This window comes from Campylobacter sp. 10_1_50 (assembly GCF_000238755.1).
GTDB classification, from domain to species: domain Bacteria; phylum Campylobacterota; class Campylobacteria; order Campylobacterales; family Campylobacteraceae; genus Campylobacter_A; species Campylobacter_A concisus_R.
Genome location: NZ_JH414887.1, coordinates 689,584 through 704,927, shown reverse-complemented (window position 1 = coordinate 704,927; position 15,344 = coordinate 689,584). Strand labels below are relative to the sequence as shown.

The following is a 15,344-nucleotide window of genomic DNA, read 5'->3' as shown; positions in this document are numbered from 1 at the left end:
CAATTAACTATAATAAGCCAATTTGCCTCTACTGGCATAATAAAATTTAAAGGATCAAGATGGCTGTGAACAAAAGTGTTCAATTAGGAAAAGCAAAAGACGAAGATATCGAAGATATCGATTTTGCTGCGATGTTAGAGGAGTCTTTTAAAAAGACTGAAGAAGATAGTGACGCAAAGATCGTCAGTATCAATGGTGATGAGGTTTTAATCGACGTTGGCAAGAAGTCAGAAGGCATTTTAAATGTTTCTGAGATCACTGATGCAAACGGCAACCTGACGCATAAAGTTGGCGATACGATCAAAGTTGTAATAACTGGATCAAGAAATGGAAGACCTATAGTGTCGCACAAAAAAGCACTTAGAAAAGAGAAAGTTAAAGCTTTCATCGAAGCTTACGATCCTGAAAATTCTGGCGAAATCGACGTAAAAGTAGTTGGAAAAAATAAAGGTGGTTTTATTACTCAAGACGCAAATGGGGTAGAATTTTTCTTACCAAGAACGCACAGCGGATTTAAAAACGCTGAGGGCGTAGTTGGAAAATCATACAAAGTAAGAGTTATAAAAGTTGATAAAGAAGAGAACAGCATAGTTGTCTCAAGAAAGAAAATTTTAGATGACGACCGCAAAAAACGCAAAGAAGCTCTATCAAACATAGTAGAAAATGATAGTGTTATAGAGGGCACAGTTAAGAAAATCACAACTTATGGTATGTTTGTTGATGTTGGCGGCGTAGACGGACTTGTGCATTACAGCGAGATAAGCTACAAAGGCCCAGTAAATCCTAGTTCTTTATACAAAGAAGGCGATAAAGTTTTAGTTAAAGTTATCAGCTATGACAACGAAAAACGCCACTTATCTCTATCTATCAAGGCAGCTACTCCAGATCCTTGGGAAGAGATCATAAATGATGGTCTAGAAGTTGGTGACACTATAAAAGTAACAGTTAGCAATATCGAGCCTTATGGCGCATTTGTTGATCTTGGAAATGATATTGAAGGATTTTTACACATATCTGAAATTTCATGGGATAAAAATATCAAAAATCCAAAAGATCACATCAGTGAAGGTCAAGAGATCGATGTTGAGGTTATCGAAATAGACGCAAAAGGACACCGCTTAAGAGTGAGCCTTAAAAATTTACTTCCAAAGCCATTTGATGAATTTAAAGCTAAATTTAAAGAGGGTGACGTAGTAAAAGGCGTTGTGACAACTATCACAAATTTTGGTGCATTTGTTAGAGTAGGCTGCGTTGAGGGCTTGCTACACAATGAAGATGCATCTTGGGATAGAAATGACAAGTGCAAAGATATGTTTAAGGCTGGCGATGAGCTAGAAGTAAAGATCATCAAAATCGACAGCGCTGAGCAAAAAATTTCTCTAAGCCTAAAAGATCTAAAACAAAGCCCTGTTCAAGCATTTGCTAATAAATTTAGTGTAGGCGACATCGTAAAAGGAACGATCCGTGACATTAAAGACTTTGGCGTATTTGTTGAACTTGGCGATAATGTCGATGCATTAATACGCAAAGAAGATCTAGGCAGCGTAGATGCTAGCACGTTAAAGATCGGCGATGAGATCGAAGCTGCTATCGCATTTATCGATGAGAAGAAAAATAGAATTCGCCTAAGCATACGCCGTTTAGCAAAACAAAAAGAGCGTGAAGTGTTAAATGAGATCAACGACAACGACGACAAAGTAACACTTGGCGACATCATAAAAGAACAATTACGCTAGTATAAATGGGCAGACGCACACTTTTATTAGTAGTTGTTCTGCTCTTTGTGATATTAGGTTTGGTTGGAATTTATCTTGTTAAATTTGCAAGCGTAAATTTCAGCCAGATCCCAGAAAACAATATAACAAACGAGCAAAATATAAGCAAAAACACAGCTGGCAGTGAAAACTGGATCAACGAGCTGGCAACTATTAAGAAAAAAGATTACGTATTGCCTGTAAACGAAATTTTTATAGAATACAACCGACCTAAGATAGAAAAGCCAAAGATCACAGCATATGAACTTATGATAGATAAAAATGACATCTACTCTATGTTTTGTTTGATGCAGACTTTGCGAAATAGCGAGGTTGATTTCACTGTTGTAAAGGACGGCGCCAAAAGCCAGATCTTTTTAAATACTCAAGACTCAAAGTTGCTTCAAAATATCATACTGCAGCTAAGAGTTTACGATATCCACTCAAGTGTGAGAGAGGTAAAATTATGAAAACTATCATTGTTTGCGATGCGATACACCCAGTAGGTTTTGAACTTTTAAAAAAAGAACAAGATATAAATGTAATAGACGCAGTTAATACCCCAAAAGATGAGCTTTTAAAAATTTTAGGCGAGGCTGATGTAGCGATCACTAGAAGCTCGACTGAGGTAAATGAGGCATTTTTAGAAGCTGGTAAAAAACTAAAAGCTATCGTTAGAGCTGGTGTTGGCGTTGATAATGTTGATATAGATGGCTGTTCAAGAAGAGGCATCATCGCCATGAACGTCCCAACTGCAAATACTATCGCAGCAGTTGAGCTAACTATGGCACACATGCTAGCAGCTGCAAGATCACTTGAGTACGCTCACAACGACCTAAAGCTAGATAGAATTTGGAAACGCGAGAAGTGGTACGGAGTTGAGCTTTTTAAGAAAAAGCTGGGCGTTATTGGCTTTGGCAACATCGGCTCAAGAGTAGCAGCTCGCGCAAAAGCTTTTGGCATGGATATCATCGCATACGACCCATATACAGATCCATCTAAAGTTATCGATATGGGTGGCACATATACTAAAAATTTTGATGACATCTTGGCATGCGACTTCATCACGATCCACACTCCAAAGACCAAAGAGACAACCGATATGATCGGCGCTAAAGAGATAGCAAAGATGAAAGATGGCGTAAGGCTTATAAACTGCGCTAGAGGCGGTCTTTATAACGAAGAGGCACTTTATGAAGGGCTAAAAAGCGGCAAGATAGCATTTGCTGGTATCGATGTTTTTACAAAAGAGCCAGCGACAAGCCATCCACTTCTTGATCTAAATAATGTAAGCGTCACGCCACACCTCGGGGCAAATACCCTTGAGTCGCAGCGCAACATCGCAGTAGAGGCAGTCGAGCAAGCTATCTTGGCAGCACGCGGCATAAGCTATCCAAACGCTTTAAATTTACCTATCAAAACAGAAGATCTACCGCCATTTGTTGAGCCTTATATCGATCTTACAAGTAAGATGGCATTTCTCGCAGCTCAGATAAACAAAAGTGCCATCAAAGCTATTCGCATAGAGACTCACGGGCAAATTGGCGAATATGCAAATTCAATGCTAACTTTTGCGATCGTAGGCGCTTTAAAAGAGAGTCTTGGCGATGCGATAAACTACGTAAATGCTAAATTTTTATGTGACGAAAAAGGCATAACTACCGAAACTAGCACAGGTGGAGATAGTATCTTTAAAAACAAGATCACAGTTCGTCTTACGACTGAAAACGGCATCGTAAGCGTTGGTGGCACGGTCTTTGGTGAAAATCAACAACGCATCGTAACCGTAAATGGCTTTAAGACTGACTTCAAGCCAAAAGGTAAGATGATCATCTTTAAAAACCACGACGTACCAGGCGTTATCGCTCAGATCAGTAAAATTTTAGCTGACGAGAAGATAAACATCGCAGACTTCCGCCTTGGTAGAGATGAGCACGGCATGGCGCTTGCGGTCATCTTGGTTGATGAACATATAAAAACAGAAACGCTAGAGAGATTAAACGCACTTGAAGCTTGTGTTTGGGCTCAATACGCAGTTATATAAACAAATTTGAAAGGATAAAAAATGGCTTCATATTCAATGGGCGATCTAAAAAAGGGACTAAAGATCGAGATCGACGGCGTTCCTTATAAAATCGTAGAATATCAACACGTTAAACCGGGCAAGGGTGCAGCTTTTGTTCGTGCAAAGATCAAGTCTTTTGTCGACGGAAAGGTTCTTGAAAAGACTTTTCACGCAGGCGATAAGTGCGAGCAGCCGCATCTTGAAGAAAAAGAGATGCAGTACCTCTATGATGATGGTGAGTTTTGCCAGTTTATGGACACGACTACTTACGAGCAAGTTGCGATCAGCGACGAGGATGTGGGCGATGTTAAAAAATGGATGATCGATGGCATGATGGTTGAAATTTTATTTCACAACGGCAACGCAATCGGCGTTGAAGTGCCACAAGTAGTCGAGCTCAAGATAGTTGAAACTCCACCAAATTTCAAGGGCGACACACAAGGCGGCAAAAAGCCAGCTACTCTCGAGAGTGGCGCGGTAGTTCAGATACCATTTCACGTGCTTGAGGGCGAGGTTATCCGCGTTGATACAGTTCGTGGCGAGTATATCGAGCGCGCAAATAAATAACCATACATCTGGCGCGTTAAATTTATGAAAGAGAAATTTGACGAGCTTATCGCTCTGCTAAAGTTGCTATTTAAGGATAATGGCTTTAGCAAGAGCGCTTTAAATTTCTACAAAAATACTCCAAATTTTATCTGCGTTATAAATTTTCAAAAAAGTAGTGGCAATAGCTCAGAGCGCACGAGATTTTATATAAATTGCGGCATTTATGCTCCTTTTATAGAGGCTACTCTTGGCAAAGAAGCGCTTAGCAAGCCAAAAGAGTATGAGTGCCACTTTAGGGCCAGAACACATGAAATTTCCAGCTCAGCTGCTGCATACTATGAGCTAGAGCCAGATAGTGACATGGCTAAAATTTATAAAAATTTAATAAATGACCTTGGCTTTGTTTTTAAATTTTTTGAGCAAAATAGCTCTGAAGAAAATTTAATAGAGCTAATGCTCGAACAAAATGGCCTTGCAGCGATAAATCAGCTCTACGAATATCTTTTGATAAAAGATAAAAGTGAAATTTTGATCTCTCATGCCAAAAGGCTCTTCGCAAAGCATGGCAGCGAAGCAAGGTGGGGTAAATTTCAAAACCAGATAAATGAGCTACTTAGAAAATATAAAAAAGACGAGATAAATTTTTAAAATTTAATCTTTACAGAGCGGTAGGTCTGATCAAACCTAAACGTTAGCAGATTTTGCAGTATCCCAAAAAGTACCATGAAGGTGACAAAGCTGCTTCCGCCGTAGCTAAAAAACGGCAGCGGCACGCCCACAACCGGTGCAAAACCGATCGTCATCGAGACATTTACCCCCACGTAGACAAAGATGAGCGCGGCTATGCCAGTGGCGGTCACCTGCGTGAAATAATCATTCTTAAGCCCGTAGTTTAGGCTAAGTAAGTGCGTTATAAGCGCTCCATAAAGCCCCAACAAAAGCAGCGCGCCGTAAAAGCCAAAACGCTCGATATTGTATGCGAAGATAAAGTCACTAGTGGCGATTGGCAAAAATTTAAAGTGTGTCTGCGTCGCCTCGTCCTTTGGCTTGCCCTTTAGCCCGCCGCTACCTATGGCGATGATGCTTTGCTTGACGTGATAGCTTGGCTCTTCGGCGATGAAGTCGTGGATCCTCTTTTTTTGATAATCATGCAAATTTTCATACAAAACCGGCGCCGAAAAGCCTATGGCAAGGATGATGCAGATCCAAATTTTCTTATTTACGCCGATGACAAAAAGGATTGTGTAGCCAACTATCAAAAGTATGAGCGCGGTGCCAAGATCAGGCTCTTTCATGATGAGCGCAAATGGCAAAAGTATGTAAAAACTAAGCCTTAAAAAGTCTTTTAGCCCGTACCCATCGGCCTCTGGCGGGCGCTGCTTGACTAGATAGGCTAGCATCAGCAAAAAGGCTGGCTTCATGAGCTCTGAGGGCTGAAGCGTGAAGTGAACAAAAGGAATTTCAAGCCAGCGCCTAGCTCCAAGCTTGCTAACGCCAAAGATATCAACGCTTAAAAGCAGCACGATGCAGACCCAGTAAAACATCGGGATGATCCAGTCGATACGTCTAATAGGCAGCAAAAATGCGATGCAAAATGAGACAAATCCTATGCCAAAATATACAAGTTGTTTGTTTGCCAAAATATCGTTTGCTTCGGAGACTAGGACGTATGAGATGGCTATGATTGGGATGATTAAAAACGGCTGAATAAAATCAAAATGTGTTAAAATACGCCGATCTAGTTTTATCAAGAAGCAAACCTTAATTTTTGGGCTAGATTATATCACAAACAAGGCTTTGATTTTGGTTAAATTTAATGTTTTAAATAGCTCAAGACTCGACGTTGCAGTGGCCAAAGAGCTTCAAATTTCACGTAATCAAGCTTTAAATTTGATAAAAGACTCCCTTGTAAGCGTAAATTTAAAACCAGTCTCAAAACCAAGCTTTTTGTTAAATGAAAATGATGAAATTTGCGTAAATTTTGCCCCAAAAAAAGAGGTGCAAAACGAATACGAAGTAAATTTCGATATCCCGATTATATATGAAGACGACGATCTCATAGTGCTAAACAAGCCCCCACAAATCGTCGTTCACCAAGCCCCAAGCGTCAAAGAGGCGACACTTGTTGAGTGGCTAAACAAAAAAGGCTTTATGCTCTCAAATTTAAACGGCGACGTAAGAGCTGGCATCGTCCACCGCCTAGATAAGGGCACGAGCGGCGCTATCGTCGTTGCTAAAAACAACTTCGCCCACGCAAAACTAAGCGAGCAGCTAAGCGATAAAAGCATGGGGCGAATTTATCTAGCGCTCACCGACCTGCCCCTAAAAGAGGACGTCATCATCGACAAGCCAATCGGTAGAAATCCAAACAACCGCCTAAAAAAAGCGATCGTTGCGGACGCTAAACTTGCAAAAAGCGCCTTTGTAAATTTGCTAAGTGAAGGCGGAGTAAATTTGATAGCGGCAAAGCTTTTTACAGGCAGGACGCATCAGATAAGAGTGCATCTTGCTAGCATAAATCGCCACATTTTAGGCGATGATTTATACGGATTTAAGAGCCAAGGCGATAAAATAAGCAGGGTTATGCTTCACGCTTATATGCTCTATTTTATCCATCCGCGAACTGGCAAAAGGGTAGAATTTACCGCAAAAACGTATGATGACTTTAACCAAATAATTTACAAAAAAATTCCCAAGGAGATTTTTGATGAAAAGATTTGCCCTACGCATATTGACACCATTTTTAGTAGCTTTCTTAGCGGGATGCGGCTCTAGCGTACCAACTCAGCAAAGCACGTCACTACCAACGATTACAAGCTTAAGAACTATTTCAGATATGACAGAAGTTGGCTTCGAGTGGAACCCAGTGAGCGACGAGAGCGTCGTTGGCTACTACCTTTACCGCTCAAATCCAAACGATGCAAACTCAAAAATGCAACTAGTTGCAAACATAAAAGACCGCTTTGCTACGCACTATGTAGATCGCGATCTAGCTCCAGAAACAACTTACTCATATCAGATGAGAACCTACTCAAACAACGCCATCTCTCAACCAGGTGCGATCGCAACTGCAACAACTAAGCCACTACTTGACTCTGTGCCATTTGCGCAAGCTATCACAGGGCTTCCAGGCCGTGTAAAAGTGATCTGGAGACCACATCCTGATAGCACAGTGGCTAGCTACATCATCCAAAGAAGCGATGCAGGAGCTAATAAATTTAGCCAAGTAGCAGAGGTAAATGGCAGACTAAATGCCGAGTATATCGACACTGAGGTAAAACCTGGCAGGTCTTATGAGTATAGGATCTTAGTTAAAACTTCTTCTGGCGTCATCTCAAAACCAAGCCAAAACATAAGCGCCACAACAAAGGAGTTACCCTAAATCAGTAACAAACGTCCAAGCGACTAAAAACGCGCCAAAAAAGATCATCTTAACGTGGGATTACGCGCCGGCTGAGGATTTTTCATACTTTAAGGTTTATAGAACGACAAGTAAAATTTTGCCTTACACATACCTAGCAAAAACGACTAGCAACACCTATGAGGATCTCATAAATACAAACGCAGCGACAAGGTATTATAGAGTCACAGCTGTCGATAAAGACGGTCTTGAGAGCTTGAAGCAAGAAGAGCCGATCGTTGGTAGCACACTTGGCGCACCAAAAACTCCAAGCATAAGCGCTAGCTACGATGGTAGCGGCGTAAATGTAAGCTGGAATGCAGTTGATAGAGCTAGCTCATACACAGTTTATCGAAGCGGTGCTAGCGAGAAAGTCTTTAGCGGTATAAGTGATACTGGGCTTAGAGATGACAGCGTCCAAGCGGGTGCTAGCTACTCTTACAGCGTCGTAGCAGTCGATGAATACGGCATCGCCTCTGATAAGTCATCAAAAGCAGAAGTTAGCATAAAATAATGCCAAATTTCATCGCTTCATCCTTAAAAGAGCTCTCGTTTCCATTTGGTAACGACAAGATCAAATTTCTTTGGCAAGCAAGTGGCCGAAATGAGAGGCTCATCTACACAAAAAATGAAGATGAAGGCTTTTTTCTAGTCGTAAAGACAGGCAAAAATGGCGTCGTCATAAAGGGAGAAAAGCTTACAAAGCCTGCTAAAGTCGGACTTTTACAAGAAGCACTTGAGCTTTTTAAAGAGCAAAGTTGCAATGGCATCATCAGCCAAGCATTTGCCGTGAAAAAGACAAATTTAACCAAAAAAGTTAGTGAAATTTTAAGCCTTGAAGAGTTTGTGCCAGCATTTTTCGAGCTAAAAGATAAATTTAAAGAGATTTTTATCGAGATCGGCTTTGGCTCTGGCAGGCACTTGCTCTATCAGGCTAAAAACAATCCAAATGCCCTAGTTGTCGGCATAGAAGTATATAAACCAAGCATCGAGCAAGTAGCAAAGCTTGCTAAGGCAAATGCCCTAGAAAACGTGCGTCTAATAAATACCGACGCAAGGCTCTTACTCTCGCTAGTTGGATCAAATTTAGTTGATAGAGTGTTTTTACATTTCCCAGTGCCGTGGGATAAGGCAGAGCATAGACGCGTGGTCTCATCGGCATTTGCGCTTGAGTGCGAGAGGATACTAAAAGTTGGCGGTAAATTTGAGCTACGGACTGATAGCAAGGAGTATTGCGACTTTAGTTTGAGTAAATTTTTAGAGCCCGCAAACTCAAAGATAGAGGCTTTTAAAAATAGAAATTTAGAAGTAACTAGCAAGTATGAAGACCGCTGGAGACGCCAAGATAAGGACATTTACGATGTCATTTATACTTGTGAGGTTGAAAGTAGCGAGAGCGTTTTGGCTGGGGATTTTAGCTTTAAAGAAAAGACAAGCGTAAAAAATATCATTAAAAATTTTAAAAATTTCATCATAAAAAAAGAGGATCACTTTTTACATTTTGAAGAAATTTATACTATAAACGAGAGTGAAATTTTGCTAAAAGTCGCCTTTGGAGCGTTTAACAAACCAGAGCAGTGTTTCATTAAAATAAGCGATGAGAAAAGCGAATATTTTATAAAAAAACCGATCTTAATACGTGAAAATTTAGCAGCACACGAGCTTTTGAAGGAGTATTTGGCTGATGCAAGAGATAATTAGCGCAAGAAATTTAAGCCTAGCTTATGAGCGCAACGAGGTTGTGATCAATAGCGTAAATTTAGACATCTACGCAAATGACTTTGTCTTTATCACAGGCAAGAGTGGAAGCGGAAAAAGCACGCTTTTAAAGTCATTTTACGGAGAAATTTCGCCTCTAGCTGGCGAGCTAAATGTCTGCATGACGCAAATGGACGATATCGATGACAAAAGACTTTGCGAGCTTAGACAGCGAGTTGGCATTATATTTCAAAACTACCGCTTGATAAATGAGTGGAATGTCGAAAAAAACGTAATGCTGCCACTCATCATCAAAGGCGTCAATCAAAATGTGAGCAAAAAGCAGGTGGCTAAACTTTTAAAACATGTAAATATGCTTCACAAAGCCGATAAATACCCTCGCGAGCTAAGTGGCGGCGAGCAGCAAAGAGTTGCCATGGCAAGAGCACTCGCGCACAATCCAAATTTGCTCTTATGCGACGAGCCAACAGGAAATTTAGACGAATACTCAAGCGACGTCATCTGGTCGCTTCTAAAATCAGCTAGAGAATTTCTAGGCACAAGCGTAGTCGTGGTGACACACCACATCCCCTCAACGCTTCGCATCCCATACCGCCACTTCGTCATAGAAAATGGAGGCGTGCATGAGATCGCTTAAAAACCACCTTGGATTTATCCTGCCGTTAATCGCGCTTTTATTTTCAGTGCAGTTTAGCCTCACAGCAGACAAGATCGTAAGAGAGTATGAGAGGCTTATGGGAAATGATTACAACATCGTGGTGGTTTCAAACAAAGAGCTAAGCGAGCCAGTGCTAAAGCCAGTGGTTAGCACGCTAGCTAGCGTCGAGCCACTAAGCCCACAAAAGATCATAGACCGCCTATCAAACGATATCTCGGCTAAAAATTTATCCATCCTGCAAAATGCCTTACCTAAATTTTACTCGCTAAGATTAAGCGAATTTCCATCGCCAGAATATATGGAGGAGATAAAGCAAAAGCTTTTGAAATTTGATGGTATAAGCAAGGTTGAGACATTTTCAAAGACCCATGATAAGGTCTTTAAGATGCTAAATTTAGCCAAAAGCATATCGTATGCATTTATGGCGATACTTTGTGTTGTGGGGCTTATGCTTATGCTTAAGCAGACTAAAATTTGGCTATTTGAGCATAGAGAGCGCATCGAGATCATGACGCTTTTTGGCGCGCCATTTTGGCTAAAATCAGCCATGCTCTATAAATCAGCTATGGTTGATAGCATAGTTGCGACCATTGTTGTTGGTGCGTTTTTCTTTTTCTTGCCTAGCATTGAAATTTTTAGAGAAAATGCCGCAAGCATCGATGTAGTCTTGCCTAGCCTTGATCTTTCAAGAGATATTTTTATCTTATTTGGCGTGGCTGTGGTTTTAAGCATTTTTGCTGTTAGTTTAGTGATGAGTAAGGCTAGAAAAAGCACGATATGAAAAAAGGAATTTTTACACTTTTGCTAGCATTTAGTCTAGCTTTTGCATCAAATACTAAAGAGAAGATAAAAGACTCTAAAAACTCGCTAAGATCGACGCAGGCGATGAGCGAGCAGCTTAGTAAAAAGCTTGATGACTTGGCTGGCGATATCGTAAATGGCGAGAAAAAACTTCGTGGCATAAGCGGCGATATCACAAATTTAAAAGGTCAAATTTCAGTTCTTGAGACAAATGCTTCAAAAGCGCTTCTTGAGCTTGATGATCTAACAAAGCAAAACAAAGAGCTAGAGCGCACCCAAAAAGAGCTAGAGCAAAATATGATAAGGATCATCGCAGAAGACCTCTCATTTGATCTTATGATGTCTGCAAGCGAGGGCAAACAAAGCGAAGAGAGCATCATCTCATCTCAAATTTTAACCAAGCTAAACGCCATAGCAAAAGAGGACTTTAAAAGGCTTAGCCAAAACTACGAAGATACGATTGAGAAGATAAAAAATAAATCAAGCAAGATAAATGAGATAAACTCAAGCATAAAAAACTATAGGCGCAAGCAAAATGATCTACAAAGCCTAGAGAGCACGCAGAAAAATACAATAAACGGGCTAAAACGTGATAAAGAAATTTACAGCAAAAAGTTAGCCAAGCTTCAAGCCCAACAAGACGAGCTAAGAAAGACACTTGAGCAGCTTGCTATCATGCAAAAGCAAGAGGATGAAGCTGCCAGAGCTGCCAGAGAAAAGCAAGAAAGAGCAGCTAGCAAAGGTGGTAAAAAGGGCGAAAAGAGCCAGCCAATGGGTGGTGGCTATCAGACAAGCTCAGTTAAGAGATACTCAGGCGCAAGGACGATCGCTCCGCTTGATAGCTACTCTGTAAAGCAAAAATTCGGCAATTACGTAGATCCGATATATAACATCAAAATTTTTAACGAGTCAGTCATACTTCGCTCAAGCACGCCAGATGCGAAGGTTAAAAGCGTGCTAAATGGCAAGGTTGTCTTTGCAAAAGCGACTCCTATGCTTGAAAATGTCGTCATCATCGAAAATGAAAACGGCATCCATACGATCTACGCCCACTTAAGCCAGATCGCGCCAACTGTAAAGGTCGGCTCAGTCGTGCAAAAAGGCTATGTTATAGGTAGGGTAAGGAACGATCTAACCTTTGAGGTAACGCAAAGAAACTACCATATCGACCCGCTTGAAATGATCTCAAAATAGTCACTTTGTAAGCGTTATTAGCTAAATTTAAAGCCTTTTTGGCTAAAATGCGTGAATTTCAAGGAGCATGACAATGAGTAAGAGAAAACGCGTATTGGTCAAATTTTCAGGCGAGGCCTTGGCTGGAGAAAATGGTTTTGGTATAGACACAGCTGTGCTTAAATTTATAGCAAGCGAGATAAAAGAGCTTATAGAAAATGATATCGAAGTTGGCATCGTCATCGGCGGTGGTAATATAGTGCGCGGTGTGAGCGCTGCAAAAGATGGTATCATCAAGCGAACAAGTGGCGATCACATGGGCATGCTAGCAACTGTCATCAACTCTATCGCGATGCGTGAAGCTTTGGAGCGAAGTGGGCTTGAAGTAAGAGTGCAAAGCGCGATCAAGATGGAAGCGATCTGTGAGACCTTTATCGTAGGACGTGCACAGCGCCATTTAGAAAAGGGCAGAGTTGTTATCTTTGCTGCAGGCACGGGCAATCCCTTCTTCACAACAGATACAGCAGCTACGCTAAGAGCTATCGAGATCGGCTCAGATATGATCATAAAAGCGACAAAAGTTGATGGCGTTTATGACAAAGATCCTAAAAAATTCAAAGATGCAAAACTTTTAAAATCACTAAACTACGAAAAGGCGATGAGCGATGACATCAAGGTTATGGACGATACTGCCATAGCTTTGGCAAAGGACAACGCACTGCCTATTTTAGTTTGTAATATGTTTAAGGCTGGAAATTTATTAAAAATAATAAATGAAGAAGAAGCAGCCCTATACTCAGTTGTAAAATAAATTTCAAAAAGGATAAAAATGAGAACAGAACAAATCACAGCAAGAGCGCTAAAACAAGTAGGAGATGACAGATATAAGCTTTCACTTATCGTTGCAAAGCGTGCAGAAGCGCTAGCAAATGGCGCCATAGCTTTAGTTGATGCTGATACTTCAAAGATGAAATTTGCCGACATCGCACTACTTGAAGTGGCTGAGGGCAAAATAGGCTTAGAGGCAATAGTTGAAGGAAAATAGTCTTTTTTTAGAGCAGTTGATAGAGCAAATTTTAGCTTGTAAAAACGTTTCAGAAGCGATAAAACTGCTCTTTTCTCTTTGTGAGAGAAGTGAAATTTTAGACAAAGCTATCGACAGCTGCGTCACATCTCACGCTGGACAATACCGCAAAAGTGGCGAACCATACGCCATCCACCCCATCTTAGTAGCCTCTATCGTAGCAAACATGGGCGGCGATGAGAGCATGGTCATAGCTGCACTCCTTCATGACGTGGTCGAAGATACCGACGTAACGTTAGGTGAGCTTCAGGCCGAATTTGGCGATGAGGTGGCAAAGCTAGTTGAGGGGCTTACAAAGATAGTTGCCATTAGAGAAAACAAGTTAGCAAGTTCAGATAGCAACGAAAAACTGGCAAGCTCCGCGCTAACTTTTAGAAAGATGCTCTTAATCTCCATAGAAGATGTCAGAGTCCTTGTCGTAAAGCTTTGCGACAGACTTCACAACATGCTAACTCTTGAAGCGCTAAGGCCTGAAAAGCAAAAACGCATAGCCGAAGAGACGCTTATGGTCTATGCTCCGATCGCTCATAGGCTGGGAATTTCATCGATCAAAAACATGCTCGAAGATCTAAGCTTTAAATACGCGATGCCAGAAGAATACGCAAAGATCGATAGCTACCTAAACAAAAACAAGCAGCAGCTTAGCCTAAAACTAAATGCTTTTAATGAAAAAGTAAGTCAAATTTTGCTTGAAAATGGCTTTATCGAGGGCACTTTTGAGATACAAAAACGCATAAAACACTACTACTCGATCTATCTAAAGATGCAAAGAAAGGGCATTTCTATCGAAGAGGTGCTTGACTTGCTTGCCATTAGGATCATCGTGCAAAAGCCGCTTGATTGCTACTTGGCGCTTGGAAATTTACATATAAACTTTAACCCTCTCATCTCTAGATTTAAAGACTATATCGCGCTTCCAAAGCAAAATGGCTATCAAACGATACACACAACCATTTTTGATAACAAAAGCATATTTGAGGCGCAAGTTCGCACTTATGATATGCACAAAACCGCTGAATACGGCGTTGCCGCTCACTGGAAATATAAAAACGGCGAGGGCAGCCTCTTAAATCCAAAGCTTGACTGGCTAAATGACATCAGTATGCAAAATAGCGAGAACGAGAGCAACGTCGAAGAGCTATACGAATACGCAAAAGATAGCCTTTATATCGAAGATATCGCAGTTTATTCTCCAAAGGGCGAGGTCTTTACTTTACCACGTGGTGCTACGGCGCTTGATTACGCTTATGAGATTCACTCAGAGATCGGACTTTACGCAAAAGAAGCTTATATAAACCGCGTTAGGATGCCGCTTCTAACGGAGCTAAAAAATGGCGACATCGTTAGGATAGTAACTGGCGAAGAGGCTAAATTTCGCTGTTCGTGGATAAATAGCGTGCGAACAGGCAAGGCAAAGGCGACGATAAGGTCATTTTGTAAGCAAAAGATAAGAGATATAAACTACAAAATGGCGATAGATATCTTAAAATCAGTATTTAACGTCTCAAAAGATAGAATTTTAGAGTGGGTAGAGAGTGAAAATTTAGGCAAAAAGGTCTTTCGCGCGGCAACTGATAGCGAGTATCTGCAAGAAGTGGCAAATATGCTTAAAAAATACATCAGAAAAGAGCGTCCATTTATGATTTCTTTGGGCGACAAATACCAGATCAAAAAGCAGAAATTTGAAAACATAGTGATCTACTCAAATCACAAAATTTCAAATGTCGAGTTTGATTATTGCTGCAATCCAAAAAGGGGCGATAGCATAGTTGGCTTTAAAAATGGTCACACCGTGACAGTGCATCACAAGCTTTGCGAGCGCGCTGGCAAGCTAATGGATAAAGGCGATGAGATCATCTTTGTCAAATGGACGAGAAATGCCCCGCATAGGTATAAAATTTTATTAAATTTAGAAAACAGAAAAGGTGCGTTGGCTGAATTTTTAACATATCTTGCTAGACTTGATATAAATTTAGCTACAATCTCGCTAAACGAAGCAAATGATCTTAGCGGAGATACGTTTGAAATAAGCGTCGAAATAGCAGAAAATATCGATGCAAACGAGATCAAAGAGAAGATCAAAGATAGATATAAGATTATTTATTTTGTTTCGCAAAGCGACCCATATCATAATTAGGAGA

16 protein-coding genes are annotated in these 15,344 nt (G+C 40.8%); 15 read left to right on the top strand and 1 reads right to left on the bottom strand.

Translation table 11 applies throughout. The features are described from left to right. Positions 1-59 precede the first annotated feature (59 nt). Genes HMPREF1019_RS03545 through HMPREF1019_RS03525 form a run of 5 tightly spaced genes read left to right on the top strand, consistent with a single transcriptional unit; the run spans position 60 to position 5,016 of the window. Positions 60-1,736, top strand: coding sequence for a 30S ribosomal protein S1 (locus tag HMPREF1019_RS03545; protein WP_004317168.1), 1,677 nt, complete (start codon positions 60-62; stop codon positions 1,734-1,736). Between the two features lie 5 nt (positions 1,737-1,741). Next, entirely contained in the window at positions 1,742-2,224 is a 483-nt protein-coding gene (locus tag HMPREF1019_RS03540) for a hypothetical protein (RefSeq protein WP_009294293.1), read from the top strand. Continuing rightward, complete coding sequence (gene serA, locus HMPREF1019_RS03535) at positions 2,218-3,798, top strand: phosphoglycerate dehydrogenase (RefSeq protein ID WP_232210169.1); 1,581 nt, start codon at positions 2,218-2,220, stop codon at positions 3,796-3,798. Before HMPREF1019_RS03540 ends, serA begins: the two co-directional genes overlap by 7 nt. A 21-nt stretch (positions 3,799-3,819) precedes the next feature. After that, positions 3,820-4,386 (top strand): elongation factor P, encoded by a 567-nt coding sequence (gene efp / locus HMPREF1019_RS03530; RefSeq protein WP_004317246.1) that lies wholly within the window; start codon positions 3,820-3,822, stop codon positions 4,384-4,386. A gap of 24 nt (positions 4,387-4,410) precedes the next feature. Continuing rightward, positions 4,411-5,016: a DUF4304 domain-containing protein gene (locus HMPREF1019_RS03525; protein ID WP_009294291.1), complete on the top strand. Its 606-nt coding sequence runs from the start codon at positions 4,411-4,413 to the stop codon at positions 5,014-5,016. Here the strand turns inward: HMPREF1019_RS03525 and HMPREF1019_RS03520 are convergent. After that, positions 5,013-6,119, bottom strand: a complete 1,107-nt coding sequence (locus HMPREF1019_RS03520; protein WP_009294290.1) for an FtsW/RodA/SpoVE family cell cycle protein — start codon at positions 6,117-6,119, stop codon at positions 5,013-5,015. The two genes, HMPREF1019_RS03525 and HMPREF1019_RS03520, sit on opposite strands and share 4 nt — an antisense overlap. A 52-nt stretch (positions 6,120-6,171) precedes the next feature. Here HMPREF1019_RS03520 and HMPREF1019_RS03515 point away from each other — a divergent pair, with 52 nt between their 5' ends. From HMPREF1019_RS03515 to HMPREF1019_RS03470, 10 genes are all read left to right on the top strand, one after another. Then, positions 6,172-7,143, top strand: a complete 972-nt coding sequence (locus HMPREF1019_RS03515; protein WP_009294289.1) for an RluA family pseudouridine synthase — start codon at positions 6,172-6,174, stop codon at positions 7,141-7,143. Continuing rightward, entirely contained in the window at positions 7,076-7,750 is a 675-nt protein-coding gene (locus tag HMPREF1019_RS03510) for a fibronectin type III domain-containing protein (protein ID WP_187364901.1), read from the top strand. The genes HMPREF1019_RS03515 and HMPREF1019_RS03510 overlap by 68 nt, the downstream gene beginning before the upstream one ends. 118 nt (positions 7,751-7,868) lie before the next feature. Further along, on the top strand, positions 7,869-8,282 hold the full coding sequence (locus HMPREF1019_RS03505) for a hypothetical protein (RefSeq protein ID WP_009294287.1): 414 nt from the start codon (positions 7,869-7,871) through the stop codon (positions 8,280-8,282). Further along, positions 8,282-9,469, top strand: coding sequence for a tRNA (guanosine(46)-N7)-methyltransferase TrmB (gene trmB, locus HMPREF1019_RS03500; RefSeq protein ID WP_009294286.1), 1,188 nt, complete (start codon positions 8,282-8,284; stop codon positions 9,467-9,469). The genes HMPREF1019_RS03505 and trmB overlap by 1 nt, the downstream gene beginning before the upstream one ends. Next, the gene (locus HMPREF1019_RS03495) at positions 9,453-10,124 is read left to right on the top strand and encodes a cell division ATP-binding protein FtsE (protein WP_004317228.1); all 672 of its coding nucleotides are present in this window, start codon (positions 9,453-9,455) and stop codon (positions 10,122-10,124) included. The genes trmB and HMPREF1019_RS03495 overlap by 17 nt, the downstream gene beginning before the upstream one ends. Then, positions 10,111-10,926 (top strand): cell division protein FtsX, encoded by an 816-nt coding sequence (locus tag HMPREF1019_RS03490; protein ID WP_004317184.1) that lies wholly within the window; start codon positions 10,111-10,113, stop codon positions 10,924-10,926. The genes HMPREF1019_RS03495 and HMPREF1019_RS03490 overlap by 14 nt, the downstream gene beginning before the upstream one ends. After that, entirely contained in the window at positions 10,923-12,140 is a 1,218-nt protein-coding gene (locus HMPREF1019_RS03485) for a murein hydrolase activator EnvC family protein (RefSeq protein WP_009294285.1), read from the top strand. Before HMPREF1019_RS03490 ends, HMPREF1019_RS03485 begins: the two co-directional genes overlap by 4 nt. A gap of 73 nt (positions 12,141-12,213) precedes the next feature. Then, positions 12,214-12,930: a UMP kinase gene (gene pyrH / locus HMPREF1019_RS03480; RefSeq protein ID WP_009294284.1), complete on the top strand. Its 717-nt coding sequence runs from the start codon at positions 12,214-12,216 to the stop codon at positions 12,928-12,930. A gap of 18 nt (positions 12,931-12,948) precedes the next feature. Beyond that, on the top strand, positions 12,949-13,164 hold the full coding sequence (locus HMPREF1019_RS03475) for a DNA-directed RNA polymerase subunit omega (protein ID WP_004317259.1): 216 nt from the start codon (positions 12,949-12,951) through the stop codon (positions 13,162-13,164). Then, complete coding sequence (locus tag HMPREF1019_RS03470) at positions 13,151-15,340, top strand: RelA/SpoT family protein (protein ID WP_009294283.1); 2,190 nt, start codon at positions 13,151-13,153, stop codon at positions 15,338-15,340. The genes HMPREF1019_RS03475 and HMPREF1019_RS03470 overlap by 14 nt, the downstream gene beginning before the upstream one ends. Positions 15,341-15,344 lie beyond the last annotated feature (4 nt).

Bases quoted from the DNA above. Each gene is read 5' to 3' on its own strand.
- HMPREF1019_RS03525 (WP_009294291.1), top strand. From the start codon at position 4,411: ATGAAAGAGAAATTTGACGAGCTTATCGCTCTGCTAAAGTTGCTATTT.
- HMPREF1019_RS03510 (WP_187364901.1), top strand. From the start codon at position 7,076: ATGAAAAGATTTGCCCTACGCATATTGACACCATTTTTAGTAGCTTTC.
- HMPREF1019_RS03490 (WP_004317184.1), top strand. From the start codon at position 10,111: ATGAGATCGCTTAAAAACCACCTTGGATTTATCCTGCCGTTAATCGCG.
- pyrH (WP_009294284.1), top strand. From the start codon at position 12,214: ATGAGTAAGAGAAAACGCGTATTGGTCAAATTTTCAGGCGAGGCCTTG.
- trmB (WP_009294286.1), top strand. From the start codon at position 8,282: ATGCCAAATTTCATCGCTTCATCCTTAAAAGAGCTCTCGTTTCCATTT.
- HMPREF1019_RS03545 (WP_004317168.1), top strand. From the start codon at position 60: ATGGCTGTGAACAAAAGTGTTCAATTAGGAAAAGCAAAAGACGAAGAT.
- HMPREF1019_RS03475 (WP_004317259.1), top strand. From the start codon at position 12,949: ATGAGAACAGAACAAATCACAGCAAGAGCGCTAAAACAAGTAGGAGAT.
- HMPREF1019_RS03485 (WP_009294285.1), top strand. From the start codon at position 10,923: ATGAAAAAAGGAATTTTTACACTTTTGCTAGCATTTAGTCTAGCTTTT.
- HMPREF1019_RS03495 (WP_004317228.1), top strand. From the start codon at position 9,453: ATGCAAGAGATAATTAGCGCAAGAAATTTAAGCCTAGCTTATGAGCGC.
- HMPREF1019_RS03540 (WP_009294293.1), top strand. From the start codon at position 1,742: ATGGGCAGACGCACACTTTTATTAGTAGTTGTTCTGCTCTTTGTGATA.
- efp (WP_004317246.1), top strand. From the start codon at position 3,820: ATGGCTTCATATTCAATGGGCGATCTAAAAAAGGGACTAAAGATCGAG.